The following is a 13,715-nucleotide window of genomic DNA, read 5'->3' on the forward strand; positions in this document are numbered from 1 at the left end:
GATCGCCCGGAGACTAGGCAAGATCAACCCTCATGCAGGACGAGTGGTCGGCACGCGCCGACGCCGCTGAAGAAGCGGTGGTGAGCAGGCATCTTCGCCGGCTGTGGGGCCTTCCGGGCACCACGCTGGGCGTGGTGGCCTGGCCGGCGGTCAAACGTGAACGGTTGTTCGTCAGTTGGCATTACTGGTGGCAGGCGCACCTCATCGACTGCGCCGTCGACGCACTCGAACGCGACCCCACTCCGCGTCGCCGCCGTCGGATCGTGAAACTCGCTCGCAGTCACCGCCTTCGGAACATTACGGGCTGGACCAACAATTATTACGACGACATGGCGTGGCTGGGCATCGCGCTCGAACGCGCGCAGCGCACGCACTTGATCGACAACCGGAATGCTGTGCAGACACTCGAATCCCAGCTGTTCGATGCCTGGGATCCCGACGGTGGCGGGCTGCCCTGGCGCAAGGGCTCGGATTTCTACAACGCTCCGGCCAACGGCCCGGCCGGAATCATGCTGGCCCGCACAGGCAAACTGTGGCGGGCGCAGGCCACCGCGGATTGGATCGACGACACGCTGCTGGACGAGAACACCGGCCTCGTCATCGATGGGATCCATCGCGGCGGTGAGGCCGAAAGGGTCATCTATTCGTACTGCCAGGGGGTCGTCCTCGGGCTCGAAACCGAGCTGGCGGTGCGTCTCGGTGCGCCGCGGCACCGAGGCCGCATTCACCGGCTGATCGACGCCGTCGACGAGCACCTGGCTCCAGGTGGGGTCATTCGCGGCGGTGGCGGGGGAGACGGGGGTCTGTTCAACGGTATCCTCGCCCGCTATCTCGCGCTGACTGCGGTGATGTTGCCCTGGGAGGACCATGACGACATCCGCGCGCGGGAGATCGCAGCGCAGATCGTGCTCACCTCTGCAGAAGCTGCATGGGAGAACCGCTTGCAGATCGAGGGTCAGCCCTTGTTCGGCGCCGACTGGGGCAAGCAGGCCCGGCTTCCCGGTCTCGGCAGGAATATCGCGGCGTTCACCGGGGGGACGGTGCGTTCGTCCGACATCCCCGAACGCGACCTCTCCGTCCAGTTGGGTGGCTGGATGCTGATGGAGGCGGCGCACGCGGTGTCGGCCGCCGGGTATCCCCGGCGGTAGTGCGTTTCGATCACACGAAACTTAACCGTGGGCAGGCGGTTTCCGCGCTGCTAGACATCTCGGTATGTCAGATCAACAGCGGCAGCTGAGTCTCAATGCGTTCATCTATCCGGCCGGGCACCACGAATCGGCCTGGCGTCACCCGCTGACGTCACCGGAGCGGTTGTTCGACGTCGACTACTTCCAGGAGATCGCCCGCACCGCGGAGGCGGCGAAACTGGATGCACTCTTCTTCGCAGACGGTCCCGCGCTGCGTAGCGATGCCGGGCACGGCGCGGCCGGAGCGCTGGAGCCGATCACCTTGCTGACGGCGATCGCCGCAGTCACGGAGCGGATCGGGCTGATCGCCACCGCGTCCACGACGTACTTCGAGCCCTACAACCTCGCGCGTCTGTTCGCCTCCTTGGACCACATCTCGAAGGGCCGGGCCGGCTGGAACATCGTCACCACCGGAACGGATCTGGCGGCGGCGAACTTCGGCCTTTCCAGTCATCCCGACCACGCCGATAGATACGCGCGGGCACGCGAGTTCGTCGATGCGACGGTCAAGCTGTGGGACAGCTGGGAAGACGACGCCATCGTTCTCGACACGGACAGGGGCGTCTACGCCGACACGTCGAAAATTCATGAGATCAACTACGTCGGACGCCATCTGCGGGTCCGCGGACCGTTCAACGCGCCGCGCTCGCCGCAGGGTTACCCCGTGCTGGTACAGGCGGGTGCGTCGAACGAGGGCCGCAGCTTCGCAGGGCAGTACGCCGAGGCCATCTTCACTGCGCATCAGCGACTGTCGGACGGGCAGGCGTTCTACGCAGACATCAAGCGACGTGCGTCGCAGTTCGGGCGCAACCCCGACCACGTGAAGATCCTTCCCGGAATCAGCCCGTTCATCGGCGACACCGAGGCGCAGGCAAGGGATCTCGAACGCGAATTCAACGAGCTGACCTCCCCTGAGTACGGCCTCGCCCAGCTCGAGAGCATCACCGGAACTCAGGTGCGCCACCTCGACCTCGATGCCCCCGTGCCCGCCGAGTTGTTCGGCGACGCCGGCGACGTGACGGACAACCAGCAGAGCCGGTTGCAGGTGGTCGCAGGCATCGTGCAGCGGGAGCGTCCGACGCTGCGAGGACTGCTGCATCGCCTCGCGGGCGCGCGAGGACACCGAGTGTTCGTGGGGACGCCGGTGCAGGTGGCCGACACCATCGAAGAATGGTTCACCCAGGGCGCAGCCGACGGCTTCAACGTAATGCCCCCGTACTACCCGGGAGGTCTCGATGTGTTCGCCGAGAAGGTGGTGCCGATCCTGCAGGAGCGGGGTCTGTTCCGCACCGAATACTCGGGTACGACGCTGCGGGACCACTTTGGGCTGGAACGTCCGGCCAGCCAGTACGCGCAGACGTCGGGCAGGGTGGCCCTCTAGTCCCGTCCTTCGTCCGATGCCACCGCGTTCTGTCCTGTAGACGACAGTGGCATCGGGTGGAGTGGCTGCCCGAATCGCTCGTTGATGAAAACAGTTATCATTTCCGAATGACTCGTCCACTTCCTGTCACCGTCCTGTCCGGCTTCCTCGGCGCGGGCAAGACCACCCTTCTCAACCACATCCTCGCCAACAGGGACGGCCGGCGTGTCGCCGTGATCGTCAACGACATGAGCGAGGTCAACATCGACGCCGCCCTCGTCGCAGGGCAGGGACATCTCGATCGGACGCAGGAGAAGCTGGTCGAGCTCACCAACGGCTGCATCTGCTGCACGCTCCGCGAGGACCTGATCGAGGCGGTCGCCCGCCTGGCCGAGGAGGGACGGTTCGACCACCTCGTCATCGAGTCGACGGGCATTTCGGAACCCATGCCCGTCGCCGCCACGTTCGACTGGGAATTCGAGGACGGCTTCAGCCTCGGCACGGTCGCGGCGCTCGACACCATGGTGACAGTGGTGGACGCGTCGACATTCGTCGGTGAGCTCGCGAGGGGTGAGCGCCTCGACGAGCGGGCCCTCGAGGCGGGAGAGGGCGACGAGCGCAGCATCTCCGACCTACTCGTCGACCAGGTCGAGTTCGCCGACGTGATTCTGCTGAACAAGACCGATCTGGTCAGCGAGCGCACAACCGGCACGGTCGAGGCCCTCCTGCGCAGACTCAATCCGACGGCGAGACTCCAGCGCACCACGCGTGGTGTGGTCGACCTGGCCGAGGTTCTCGACACCGGTTTGTACGACCCGGAGTCGGCTGCCCTGGCGCCTGGGTGGGCGGAGGAGCTTGCGGGCGGCCACACACCCGAAACGGAGGAGTACGGGATCCGAAGTGTCACCTACCGGGCGACGCGGCCGTTCCATCCCGCACGGCTCGACCAGGCGCTGGGCCAGTTCACCGGACTGCTACGAAGCAAGGGGTTCTGCTGGATAGCGAGCCGCCCGGACCTTGCGGCGATCTGGTCGCAGGCGGGACCCAATCTGGTGATCGAACCGGCGCAGTTGTGGTCGGCCGCAGACGAGACGCCCGGTCAGGAGATCGTCTTCATCGGTGTCCGGCTCGACCCGGAGGCGCCTGCCCGCATCCTCGATCCGGCACTCCTCACCGACGACGAATGGGCGTCCGGTCCGGCCGAGTGGGTGCATTTCGACGACCCGCTGCCCGAGTGGGAAGCGGTGCATCAGCACTAGTCGAGAACTTCCTCGACTTCCACCTCTTCGGGTGGACGGGCCATCTCCTGGCGGTAGTGCCAGATGCCGACCGCAGTTCCGATCACCAGCAGCGCGACCATGCCGCCCAACACCACCGGCATCAGCCACGACACTCGGTCGAGGAAGGAACCGCAGTAGAACCCGATGAGCAGCAGCACCGGCGCCCAGAACACGGCGCCGATGCTGCTGGCGACGGTGTACTTGGTGTGGTTCATCTTCGCTGCCCCCGCAACGAGTGGGCAGAGGGTACGCACCCACGGGATCCACCGGGCGATGAGCACAGCCCAGAACCCGTGCCGTTCCAACAGGATGTTCACTCGGTGGAGGTTGGCGTAGTTGAGGTACTTGCCGCCCTTGCGCGCCAAGATGCGGTTGCCGGTGCGGTGCCCGATGACGTACCCCACCTGATTTCCGCAGATCGCGGCGACCATCGCGCCGACCGACAGGGCCCACACGTGACCTGCCCCCGACTCGTGGCCGGCGAGCACGATGCCCGCGGTGATCAGCATCGAGTCACCCGGCAGGAAGAGCCCGAGGATGACGGCACATTCGATGAAGACGAACGCCAGCACGATGACCCACACCAGCGCGGGGCCGGCGGAGACGAGGGGCCCGAAGGTGCCAGATGCCGATACGACCATGGTCAGCGCATTGCCTCGATCTCGATCAGGAGGGATCGGTGGGGGTGGAGACGGGCCGCGCGGCCTCGGGAGCAGGCGTCTCTCCCCGGCGGGCCTTGAGAACACGCTTGCCGACCTCGATGATGATCGGGAGCACCGACACGAACACGATCAACAAGAAGATGATGTCGACGTTGTCACGGATGAACTCGATCTGACCGAGCAGGTATCCGAGCAGCGTGACGCCGGCGCCCCAGAGGATGCCGCCCACCACGTTGTACGTCAGGAACAGCGAATACTTCATGCGCGATGCGCCCGCGACCACCGGTGCGAACGTGCGAACGATTGGCACGAAGCGGGCCAGGATGATCGTGATCGGGCCGTGCTTCTCGAAGAACGCGTGCGACTCGTCGATGTACTTCTTCTTGAAGAACCGGGCGTCGTTGCTCTTGAAGAGCGCCGTTCCGCCCTTGCTACCGATGAAGAAGCCCACCTGGTCGCCGAGAATCGCGGCAATCGGGATCAGGATCAGCAGGACGCCGATGGGAGCGAACGGCTCGATCTCGGCCGACTTCGACGCCGCGATGAGGCCCGCGGTGAAGAGGAGGGAGTCGCCGGGAAGGAGCGGGAACAGCAATCCCGACTCGATGAAGACGACCAGGAGAAGTCCGACGAGCACCCAGGTGCCGAAGGAGTTGAGGAGGTTCACCGGGTCGAGGAACCCCGGCATCAACGCGAGGTTGGTCACGGAATCCGATGCTGCCTGCACAATCACGGCCCTCAGCGTACCGGCGTATGCGCGGAGTATCGGAATACTGCAGGTCAACGATTCCTGACCGGGTCTCGGACGGCCCGGAATCGAGGTGCCACGACAGCCACCGGGCGACGTAGGCTACCGGTATTGCCATACTGCTAGGACCACATCGCGCGCTGCGCTGATTGCGTGCGCCGAAATCGACACGTTTATGGAGGACTGCCGCCGTGCCAATCGCGACTCCCGAGGTCTACGCCGAGATGCTTGGTCGAGCCAAGGAGCACTCCTTTGCCTTCCCAGCCATCAACTGCACTTCGTCCGAAACCATCAACGCCGCAATCAAGGGATTCGCGGATGCGGGCAGTGACGGCATCATCCAGTTCTCGACCGGTGGCGCGGAGTTCGGTTCAGGTCTGGGCGTCAAGGACATGGTGACCGGTGCTGTCGCGCTCGCCGAGTTCGCACACGTGATCGCCGCGAAGTACGACGTCACGATCGCCCTCCACACGGACCACTGCCCCAAGGACAAGCTGGACGGTTTCGTCCGGCCGCTGCTCGAAATTTCTCAGCAGCGCGTCAGCGCCGGCCGCAACCCGCTCTTCCAGTCCCACATGTGGGACGGCTCGGCCGTTCCGATCGACGAGAACCTCGAGATCGCCAAGGAACTCCTCGCTATCTCCAAGGCCGCGAATATCATCCTCGAGGTCGAAATCGGCGTCGTCGGTGGTGAAGAGGACGGTGTGGAAGCCGAGATCAACGACAAGCTGTACACCAGCCCCGAGGACTTCGAGAAGACCATCGACGCTCTGGGCACCGGCGAGAACGGCAAGTACCTGCTGGCAGCGACCTTCGGCAACGTGCACGGCGTCTACAAGCCGGGCAACGTGAAGCTGCGTCCCGAGGTGCTCGAGACCGGCCAGAAGGTCGCCGTCGCGAAGCTCGGCCTGCGGGACGGCGCCAAGCCGTTCGACTTCGTCTTCCACGGCGGGTCGGGTTCCCTGAAGTCGGAAATCGAGGAGGCGCTGAGCTACGGCGTCGTCAAGATGAATGTCGACACCGACACCCAGTACGCCTTCACCCGTCCGATCGTCGGCCACATGTTCAGCAACTACGACGGTGTGCTGAAGGTCGACGGCGAGGTGGGCAACAAGAAGGTCTACGACCCGCGCAGCTACCTGAAGAAGGCCGAGGCCGGGATGACCGCCCGTGTCATCGAGGCCTGCAACGACCTCAAGTCCGCGGGACGCTCGGTCTCGGGATAGGCCCTTCGGGCTCGTGCGCCTTTCTGGTAGTTACCACTACCAGAAAGGCGCACAGTCGTTATCGGGGGTCGCAGACCTTCCAGGTGCCGTCGACCTTTTCCAGGTCGAACGTGCGCCACGATTGCTCGTTCGGGTTGGCGGCGGTATGCGCCTTCACCTGGGCGATGGCGGTGTCGCCGGTGATCTGGACGGCGTCGACCTCGCCGACCACCGGAATGTTCTGTTGAGTGATCGCGACCTGATGGACCTCGGCGAAGTCCTGATCCGAGATGCCCTGGTAGTACTCGGCGAGACCGCCACAGGTGCTGGTGCGCAGGGTCGCGAGATCGCCCTGGGTGAGCGCCGCCACGAATGTATCGATGGTGCCCTGTACCTGCGCCTCGGGTGAGTTCTCGGCCCGATTGTTGTTGTAGACCACCACACCGGCAACGGCAATGGCGGCGATCACGAGGACGCCTGCGGCGATCGCCGCCATGAGCCAGGCCTTGCCATGCTTCCTGGCCGCGGGCGCTGCGGGCCCGACCCGCTGCGGGGCGCTCGGCTGGGTCGGGAGCACTCGCTGGGGCGCCGCTTTGGGCGTGGGTGGCGGAGAAGCGGGCGGCGGAGTCGGACGCGTCGCCGGTGGCTGCTGGGCGGATGCCGCTGGTCGGGGCGGGGCCGCCGGCTGGGGACGACCGGGCTGCTGGGCCTGTGCGGGGCGGGGCGGCGGCGGCGTCTGCGGTACGGGGGACTTCGTGACCGGGATGGCGACGGTCTCGGTGTCGGCGGGATCCGCCTTGCCGGGTTCCTTCTTCCCCTGCCCGTTCGCACCCTTCACAGCCTGTGGCGGGGATTTCGGGTGCATCTTCACCGTGGCCGCATCAGGTTTTTCCGGCGAACGCTGCTCCTGTGGACGCTTCTGCGTCGGGATCGCCTTCGTCACCGCCTCGGACGCGGCGCTGTCGGGGGAGGACTGTGCCGACTCGGGAGTCTTCGCAGAGGGTGTGGCGGACGGCGTGTTGTCGGCCGGCTTCTTCGCGTCGGGTGCCGGGGTCCCGGCGGCGGCCTTGTCGGTACCGGCGGTGACCGGCCGTGCCTTGTCGGTGTCGGCGGTGACCGGCCGGGCGGTCTCGGTCGCCGGTGTATCCGTAGTCGGCTTCTCGGTCGGTTCGTCTTTCTTCGGGTCCTGCACGCGTTGCCCCTCGGTCTGCAGAGAAATGAACGTTGGACCGAAGCCTAACGACAACGTGCGGCAATGCAGACCACCACAGGGCGCTTCGCCTACGGGGCGGGGCAGAGGAGCAGTCCCGCCGGGGGCACAATAGGCGCATGACCTCTTTCGGTGACCTTCTCGGACCCCAGCCCACGCTGCTTCCCGGTGACGACGAGGCCGAGTCGGCCCTGTTGAACCACGAGGAACCGGCTTCCGTGGCGGCCGCACACCCCACCGCCTCCATCGCGTGGGCGTATCTCGCCGAGGCAGCTCTCGACGCCGGCGAGACGATCGCCGCGTACGCCTACGCACGCACCGGATACCACCGTGGCCTCGACCAGCTGCGCCGCAACGGCTGGAAGGGTTTCGGCCCCGTGCCCTACAGCCACGAACCGAATCGTGGTTTCCTGCGCTGCGTCGCCGTCCTCGCGAAGGCCGCGAAGACGATCGGCGAAACCGACGAATACGCCCGTTGCCTCGACTTGCTCGAGGACAGCGACCCCCGAGCCGCCGAAGCGCTTGGCCTCGGGTAGCGCGGTCACCGCAGCGCCGGTCCGAGTTCGGAACGGACTGAAGACTTCGGCTCAGCGGCTGCGAGTGTCGGCGCTGCCGATCCTGCAGTGCGCCGTCGCGGCGGGTGCCTCGTGGTGGGTTGCCACGGTGGTGATAGGTCACACGTCCCCGTTCTTCGCGCCGATCGCCGCGGTGGTGTCGCTGGGACTGTCGCTCGGCGCGCGGCTGCGTCGATCGGTCGAGCTCGTGGCCGGTGTGACCATCGGGATCGGGGTCGGAGACCTCCTGATCGCGTTCATCGGCAGCGGCACCTGGCAGATCGCCCTCGTGGTGGCCTTGGCCATGACCGCGGCGGTGCTCCTGAACAGCGGCCCGGTCCTGTCGATGCAGGCGGGTAGTTCCGCTGTTCTCGTCGCAACTCTGCTACCACCCGGTGGCAATGCGGGTGTCAATCGCATGGTGGACGCACTGACCGGTGGTCTGGTGGGCATCGCGGTGGTGGCGTTGATTCCCACTCATCCCGTGGGCCGGGCGAGGCGCCACGCCGCCGGGGTCCTGGGAACTGCCGCCGAAGTGATGCAACTGGTGGCGGACGGCTTGGTCGCCAACGACGACAAGCCCATCGAGGAGGCACTGCGGAAGGCGCGGGCCACCCAGTCGTCCATCGACAACCTGCGGACGCACCTTGCGGGCGGCCGGGAGGTCAGCCGTATCTCGCCGCTGTATTGGAACACCCGCGGCAGACTCGAACGCTTGAGCGCTGTTGCCGACCCGCTCGACAACGCTCTGCGCAATATTCGTGTCCTGGCCCGGCGTTCGCTCACTTTGGTACGTGACGACGAGATCCTCAACCCGCGACTGGTCGACCAGGTCGAGAAATTGGCCCAGGCCATCGAAACGCTGCGCCTGATGGTACTCGCAGACCCCGGTCAGCAACCCGACCAAGCCGAGGCTGCCCGCGTGCTCCGGTCGGTGGCGTCCGGACTCAAACCGGAACTGGTGGAGAATGCAGGTCTGTCGGCCACCGTTGTCTTCGCCCAGATCCGTTCGCTCACCGTCGATCTGATGCAGGTGGCAGGGCTGAAACGCATTTCTGCCATCGCGCATCTGCCACCGACAGTGCAGAAGCCGGCGTACCGTCCGGAACTCTGAGATCTCAGCGGTCACGGATGAGAGCGTGGAAGCCAACGAGTACGACGTACGCCGCTGGACGCGACCGGAACTGTGCCGGGATGGCCGGAAGAGCGGTCGATCAGGCCTGGTGGGAGATCTATCGGAGCCGGCTCGATCGCGCCGCCCGGGACGCAGGCAACGGCTGAGTCGACGGGGTCGCCGAGATGACGCTGTTGATACACATGCACAAGTACGCATATGATCGGCAGAACTTCGGGAGGAGCTCTACACATGGGAGTCGGCCACGGTCATTCGCACGGCCACACGCAAGGCGGGGGTGAGGTAGGGCCATCCAAGGGGCGGGTCCGTCGTATGGCGATAGCGCTCGTCATCCTCCTCGCGTTCCTCGTCCTCGAGGCGGGAGTCGGCTTTACGGTCAATTCGCTGTCGCTGCTTGCCGATGCCGGGCACATGCTCACCGACGTCGTCGGCATGGCGATGGGTCTCGTCGCGCTCGTGCTCGCGCGCAAGGGCAGCGCCGCCGCCGCACGCACCTTCGGCTGGCACCGCGCCGAGGTGCTGACCGCAATGGCCAACGCCGCAATGCTTCTCGCCGTCGCGGTATGGGTGTTCTACGAGGCCATCTCCCGCATCGGCGACGCACCCGACCTCCCCGGTCTCGCACTCGTCCTCACGGCTACCGCCGGTCTGGCCGCGAACCTCGTCGTCATGCTCATGCTGCGGGCCGATTCCAAGGACAGCCTGGCCGTGCGCGGGGCGTACCTCGAAGTTCTCGCGGATGCGGTCGGCAGTATGGGTGTCCTCATTGCCGGTGCCGTCGTGATCGCGTTCAACTGGACCTACGCCGACATCGTCGTCGGTGTCCTCATCTCCCTGTGGGTGGTGCCCCGCGCACTGAAACTCGCCGCCGCATCGCTGCGGATCCTCACCCAGGCGAGCCCCGCGGACGTCGACGTCGAAGCAGTGGAAGCCGACCTGGCGGCAGTCCCCGGCGTCATCGGCGTGCACGACCTCCACGTGTGGACTCTCACCACCGGCATGGATGTGGCGACGGTGCACCTCACCACGGAATCCGACTCGGCGCTCGTCCTGGAATCGGCCCGCACGGTCCTCGAAACCCACCAGCTCTCACACGCCACAGTGCAGGTGGAATCCACGGCGAACGGACGCCACTGTGAAAAGAACGTGACCTGGTAAGCGAGAGGATGGTTGGTTTCTTTCCGCTAACAATCGTGGCGTCCGCGCAGTCGGCGGGTCAGACTTACCGGAACAGGTGCCGCCTCACAAGGGAGCCAGATTCATGTCCACTCTCGGAGCGCTCACGAAATCCGCAGCAGCCGTAGCCATCGGTGCGGCCGCCCTCCTCGCCGCGCCCGCCGTGGCGTCGGCCGCGCCGTTCATGCCCGATCCGTTGGCGAATTGCAACGCCGAAGCATCATTCGATGTGGAGCGAGACACCGATACACAGAAGGTCGAGTGGGAATTCGAAGGGCCAGAGAATGCCACCACCGACGCTCAGGTGACTTACCTGAATATCGGTCAGGCCGGCCCCACCATCGGATCGTCGGGCCCGCTGGTGAATGACAAGGATGTGGAGCGGGATCTGCCGGGCTTTACCGCACACCTGATTCCCGGCGGAACCTATGACCCGGACGGCACCAAGGGGCAGGCCGCAACCTGCGCCCTCGGTTTCGGTTTCGCCGTCACGCAGTGAACCGCTATTTGGTGAAGCGGGTGACGCCCCGACCCGGCTTCCACAGGTCGACGTAGAGGTGTTCGCCGTCGACGGTGGTGAGTACCACCTCGTCGACGGCGAGTTCGAAGACGTCTGCCTCGCCGATCTCGTCGGGATAGTGGTCGACAATCTGCTGTTTCCGCTCGCCGACTATCTCCTCGGCGCGGCCGCTGATCTTCGCGTCGCCGCCCTCCATGGTGTGGTGCCCGGGGTTGCTGTGGAGGGCGAATCGCGGGTCGCGCCGCAGGTCGAGCACCTTCCGTGCTCCCACCATCGAACCGAGCAGCAGCGTGCCCTCGTAGAACTCGACTTCGGTGCCGCTGACTCTGGGTGAGCCGTCTTTGCGGACGGTCGCGAGAACGTGGTGTTTGTGTGCCTCGAAGCGGGCGATCACGGCTTTGGCGAGGTCGGGCGCTTCGGTCTCGAACTGTGTCCAGTGCGTCATGTACGTCAGTGTGCGCGCCTATCCCTGACACCTTCTGTCAGTCATTTTCTCTAGACTCGGGCGATGCGTTCGAGTCGGCTCGTCGAACTGATGCTGCGGCTGGAGGGCAGCCGCGGTGTCACGGCTGGGCAGCTGGCCGAGGAGCTGGGTGTCTCGGTGCGCACGGTGTACCGGGATGTCACGGCGCTGTCGGCGGCGGGCGTGCCGCTCTGGACCGAAAGTGGTCCCGGTGGCGGTATTCGGTTGCTCGACGGATGGCAGTCGAAACTCGGTGGGATGACGGGGGCGGAGACGTCGGCGTTGATGCTGCTGGGTGTGCCTTCGCTCGCCGACGACCTCGGTCTGCGTGAGGTGACCGCGGCGGCGCAGTCGAAGTTGCTGCACGCGTTGCCTGTTCCGCTGCGGGCAGGTGCACAGTTGTGGCGTGATCGTCTGTACGTCGACGTGCCGGGATGGTTCACGCCACCGCGCGACAACGAGCACCTGCCCGACGTCGCCACCGCGGTGCTCGAGGGACGGCGCCTGCGTATCGACTACAGAAAAGGTGCCGACGTGGTGGCGCGGACGCTCGATCCACTCGGTCTGGTAGCCAAGGCGGGTGTCTGGTACCTGGTTGCGCAGCATCGCAGCAGAATTCTGTCGTACCGGGTGTCGCGGATCAGTGACGCCACGGTCCTCACGGAGCAGGCACTGCGGCCGGAACAGTTCGATCTCGGCGCGTGGTGGTCGGCCTCCGTCGCGGAATTCGATCGCGCGATGCTCCGGTTCCGGTGCCGGGTGCGCCTGTCACCGCGGTCGTGGCGTCAGTTGCCCCGGATCGTGGGTGTGGAGGCTGCGCGTGTCGAGGCGGGACCTCCCGACGAGGACGGTTGGGTGGCCATCGACCTGGTGCTCGAGGCCGAGGACGTGGCTCTCGAACAGTTGACCGCGCTGGGGGCAGGGGTCGAGGTACTCGAACCTGCGTCGCTGCGGGCGGCGTTGCGCGACACCGGTGAGGCGATGATGAACCGCCACCGGTGACGCGCAGCCACACCTCTACCCGAGGCGCTCGATCAGCGTCGCGTTGGCGAGACCGCCGGCCTCGCACATGGTCTGCAGACCGTATCGCGCGCCGCGCTGCTCCATGGCGTTCACCAGCGTGGTCATGATGCGCGCCCCGCTGGCACCGAGCGGATGACCGAGTGCGATCGCGCCGCCGTGAACGTTTACCCGCTCGAGGTCGGCGCCGGTCTCGGCCGCCCATGCAAGGACCACCGATGAGAACGCCTCGTTGACCTCGAACAGGTCGACGTCGGCGATGTCGAGCCCGCTGCGCGCCAGCACCTTACGAGTGGCCGGGATGACCGCGGTGAGCATCATCAGCGGATCGTCACCGGCGACGGCGAAACTGTGCAGTCGAGCCAGGGGTGTCAATCCGAGCCGGCCCGCGATCTCCGATGTCGTGATCATCAGGGCGGCGCTCCCGTCCGAAAGGGGACTGCTGTTGCCCGCGGTGATCGACCAGTCGATCTCCGGAAACCGATTCGCATAGTGCTCGCTGTGGAAGGCGGGACGCAGACCGGCCAGGACATCGAGTGTCGTATCCGGACGGATCCCTTCGTCGACACCGAGTTCCGGCAGGACGGCGAGTTCCTTCGCGAAGTTCCCCGCGCTCGCTGCCGTCGCGGCCTTCTGATGACTGCGTAACGCGAACTCGTCCAATTGCTGTCGGGACAGTTCCCAACGGGCGGCGATGAGTTCGGCGCTGATGCCCTGGGGAACGAGGCCGTCGGGGTAGCGGCGCTCGAATCCCAGGCCCAGCGACTCCCGGCCGACCACGTTCGAGCCCATCGGGACCCGGCCCATCGACTCGACACCGGCCGCGACCACGATGTCGTAGGCCCCGGACAGCACACCCTGCGCGGCGAAGTGAACTGCCTGCTGACTACTGCCACACTGCCGGTCGACCGTGGTGCCCGGCACGGACTCGGGATAACCGGCGGCGAGAAGTGCGGTGCGGGTAAGGTTCTGGCCCTGATCGCCCACTTGCGTCACGGTGCCGCCGATGACGTCGTCGATGAGTGCGGGATCGATACCCGTGCGCTCGACGAGGGTCGACAGACTGTGTGCGAGGAGATCGACGGGGTGCACATTGTGGAGGGCCCCTGAGGGTTTGCCCTTGCCGATCGGTGTGCGGACGGCCTCGACGATGACGGCGTCTCTCATGGGAGTTCCCTTTCTCTGTGCTGCTGAG

Annotated in this window: 14 protein-coding genes; 9 read left to right on the forward strand and 5 right to left on the reverse strand. The window is 66.0% G+C overall.

Translation table 11 applies throughout. The features are described from left to right. Positions 1-32: 32 nt before the first annotated feature. The 3 genes from HYG77_RS22995 (at position 33) to HYG77_RS23005 (ending at position 3,806) form a co-directional block, all read left to right on the forward strand. Positions 33-1,148 carry a glycoside hydrolase family 76 protein gene (locus HYG77_RS22995; protein WP_208960736.1) on the forward strand — a complete coding sequence of 372 codons (1,116 nt, stop codon included), beginning with the start codon at positions 33-35 and terminating at the stop codon, positions 1,146-1,148. 64 nt (positions 1,149-1,212) lie between these two features. After that, positions 1,213-2,568 carry an LLM class flavin-dependent oxidoreductase gene (locus HYG77_RS23000; protein ID WP_208960737.1) on the forward strand — a complete coding sequence of 452 codons (1,356 nt, stop codon included), beginning with the start codon at positions 1,213-1,215 and terminating at the stop codon, positions 2,566-2,568. Between the two features lie 107 nt (positions 2,569-2,675). Continuing rightward, positions 2,676-3,806 (forward strand): GTP-binding protein, encoded by a 1,131-nt coding sequence (locus HYG77_RS23005; protein ID WP_208960738.1) that lies wholly within the window; start codon positions 2,676-2,678, stop codon positions 3,804-3,806. Here HYG77_RS23005 and HYG77_RS23010 read toward each other — a convergent pair. Continuing rightward, positions 3,803-4,468, reverse strand: coding sequence for a DedA family protein (locus tag HYG77_RS23010; RefSeq protein WP_109332745.1), 666 nt, complete (start codon positions 4,466-4,468; stop codon positions 3,803-3,805). The genes HYG77_RS23005 and HYG77_RS23010 overlap by 4 nt on opposite strands. 25 nt (positions 4,469-4,493) lie before the next feature. Beyond that, positions 4,494-5,177 (reverse strand): VTT domain-containing protein, encoded by a 684-nt coding sequence (locus HYG77_RS23015; protein ID WP_230990265.1) that lies wholly within the window; start codon positions 5,175-5,177, stop codon positions 4,494-4,496. Between the two features lie 251 nt (positions 5,178-5,428). Here HYG77_RS23015 and fbaA point away from each other — a divergent pair, with 251 nt between their 5' ends. Further along, the gene (fbaA, locus tag HYG77_RS23020) at positions 5,429-6,463 is read left to right on the forward strand and encodes a class II fructose-bisphosphate aldolase (protein ID WP_109332743.1); all 1,035 of its coding nucleotides are present in this window, start codon (positions 5,429-5,431) and stop codon (positions 6,461-6,463) included. Positions 6,464-6,521: 58 nt separating this feature from the next. Here fbaA and HYG77_RS23025 read toward each other — a convergent pair whose 3' ends face one another. Continuing rightward, complete coding sequence (locus tag HYG77_RS23025) at positions 6,522-7,634, reverse strand: transcriptional regulator (RefSeq protein WP_208960739.1); 1,113 nt, start codon at positions 7,632-7,634, stop codon at positions 6,522-6,524. Positions 7,635-7,771: 137 nt separating this feature from the next. Here HYG77_RS23025 and HYG77_RS23030 point away from each other — a divergent pair, with 137 nt between their 5' ends. The 4 genes from HYG77_RS23030 to HYG77_RS23045 all read left to right on the forward strand — a co-directional run bounded on the left by HYG77_RS23030 (position 7,772) and on the right by HYG77_RS23045 (position 11,016). Continuing rightward, positions 7,772-8,188, forward strand: coding sequence for a DUF3151 domain-containing protein (locus HYG77_RS23030; RefSeq protein ID WP_109332741.1), 417 nt, complete (start codon positions 7,772-7,774; stop codon positions 8,186-8,188). 64 nt (positions 8,189-8,252) lie between these two features. Beyond that, entirely contained in the window at positions 8,253-9,320 is a 1,068-nt protein-coding gene (locus HYG77_RS23035; RefSeq protein WP_109335308.1) for an FUSC family protein, read from the forward strand. A 252-nt stretch (positions 9,321-9,572) separates the two neighbouring features. Then, positions 9,573-10,499 carry a cation diffusion facilitator family transporter gene (locus HYG77_RS23040; protein ID WP_208960740.1) on the forward strand — a complete coding sequence of 309 codons (927 nt, stop codon included), beginning with the start codon at positions 9,573-9,575 and terminating at the stop codon, positions 10,497-10,499. Positions 10,500-10,602: 103 nt separating this feature from the next. Further along, entirely contained in the window at positions 10,603-11,016 is a 414-nt protein-coding gene (locus tag HYG77_RS23045; RefSeq protein WP_208960741.1) for a hypothetical protein, read from the forward strand. 4 nt (positions 11,017-11,020) lie between these two features. Here the strand turns inward: HYG77_RS23045 and HYG77_RS23050 are convergent, their stop codons facing one another. Continuing rightward, on the reverse strand, positions 11,021-11,482 hold the full coding sequence (locus HYG77_RS23050; protein WP_109332738.1) for a pyridoxamine 5'-phosphate oxidase family protein: 462 nt from the start codon (positions 11,480-11,482) through the stop codon (positions 11,021-11,023). Between the two features lie 63 nt (positions 11,483-11,545). Between HYG77_RS23050 and HYG77_RS23055 the strand changes: the two genes are divergently transcribed. After that, the gene (locus HYG77_RS23055) at positions 11,546-12,502 is read left to right on the forward strand and encodes a YafY family protein (RefSeq protein WP_208960742.1); all 957 of its coding nucleotides are present in this window, start codon (positions 11,546-11,548) and stop codon (positions 12,500-12,502) included. A 15-nt stretch (positions 12,503-12,517) separates the two neighbouring features. Here HYG77_RS23055 and HYG77_RS23060 read toward each other — a convergent pair whose 3' ends face one another. Then, entirely contained in the window at positions 12,518-13,687 is a 1,170-nt protein-coding gene (locus HYG77_RS23060) for a thiolase family protein (RefSeq protein ID WP_208960743.1), read from the reverse strand. Positions 13,688-13,715: the final 28 nt, after the last annotated feature.

The sequence above is a fragment of the Rhodococcus sp. ZPP genome, from assembly GCF_017656075.1.
In the GTDB taxonomy this organism is placed as follows: domain Bacteria; phylum Actinomycetota; class Actinomycetes; order Mycobacteriales; family Mycobacteriaceae; genus Rhodococcus_F; species Rhodococcus_F oxybenzonivorans.

Excerpts from the sequence above, each read along its gene's own strand:
- HYG77_RS23040 (WP_208960740.1), top strand. The coding sequence starts at position 9,573 with ATGGGAGTCGGCCACGGTCATTCGCACGGCCACACGCAAGGCGGGGGT.
- HYG77_RS22995 (WP_208960736.1), top strand. The coding sequence starts at position 33 with ATGCAGGACGAGTGGTCGGCACGCGCCGACGCCGCTGAAGAAGCGGTG.
- HYG77_RS23000 (WP_208960737.1), top strand. The coding sequence starts at position 1,213 with ATGTCAGATCAACAGCGGCAGCTGAGTCTCAATGCGTTCATCTATCCG.
- HYG77_RS23005 (WP_208960738.1), top strand. The coding sequence starts at position 2,676 with ATGACTCGTCCACTTCCTGTCACCGTCCTGTCCGGCTTCCTCGGCGCG.
- HYG77_RS23055 (WP_208960742.1), top strand. The coding sequence starts at position 11,546 with ATGCGTTCGAGTCGGCTCGTCGAACTGATGCTGCGGCTGGAGGGCAGC.
- HYG77_RS23045 (WP_208960741.1), top strand. The coding sequence starts at position 10,603 with ATGTCCACTCTCGGAGCGCTCACGAAATCCGCAGCAGCCGTAGCCATC.
- HYG77_RS23015 (WP_230990265.1), bottom strand. The coding sequence starts at position 5,177 with ATGCCGGGGTTCCTCGACCCGGTGAACCTCCTCAACTCCTTCGGCACC.
- HYG77_RS23010 (WP_109332745.1), bottom strand. The coding sequence starts at position 4,468 with ATGGTCGTATCGGCATCTGGCACCTTCGGGCCCCTCGTCTCCGCCGGC.
- HYG77_RS23060 (WP_208960743.1), bottom strand. The coding sequence starts at position 13,687 with ATGAGAGACGCCGTCATCGTCGAGGCCGTCCGCACACCGATCGGCAAG.
- HYG77_RS23050 (WP_109332738.1), bottom strand. The coding sequence starts at position 11,482 with ATGACGCACTGGACACAGTTCGAGACCGAAGCGCCCGACCTCGCCAAA.
- HYG77_RS23030 (WP_109332741.1), top strand. The coding sequence starts at position 7,772 with ATGACCTCTTTCGGTGACCTTCTCGGACCCCAGCCCACGCTGCTTCCC.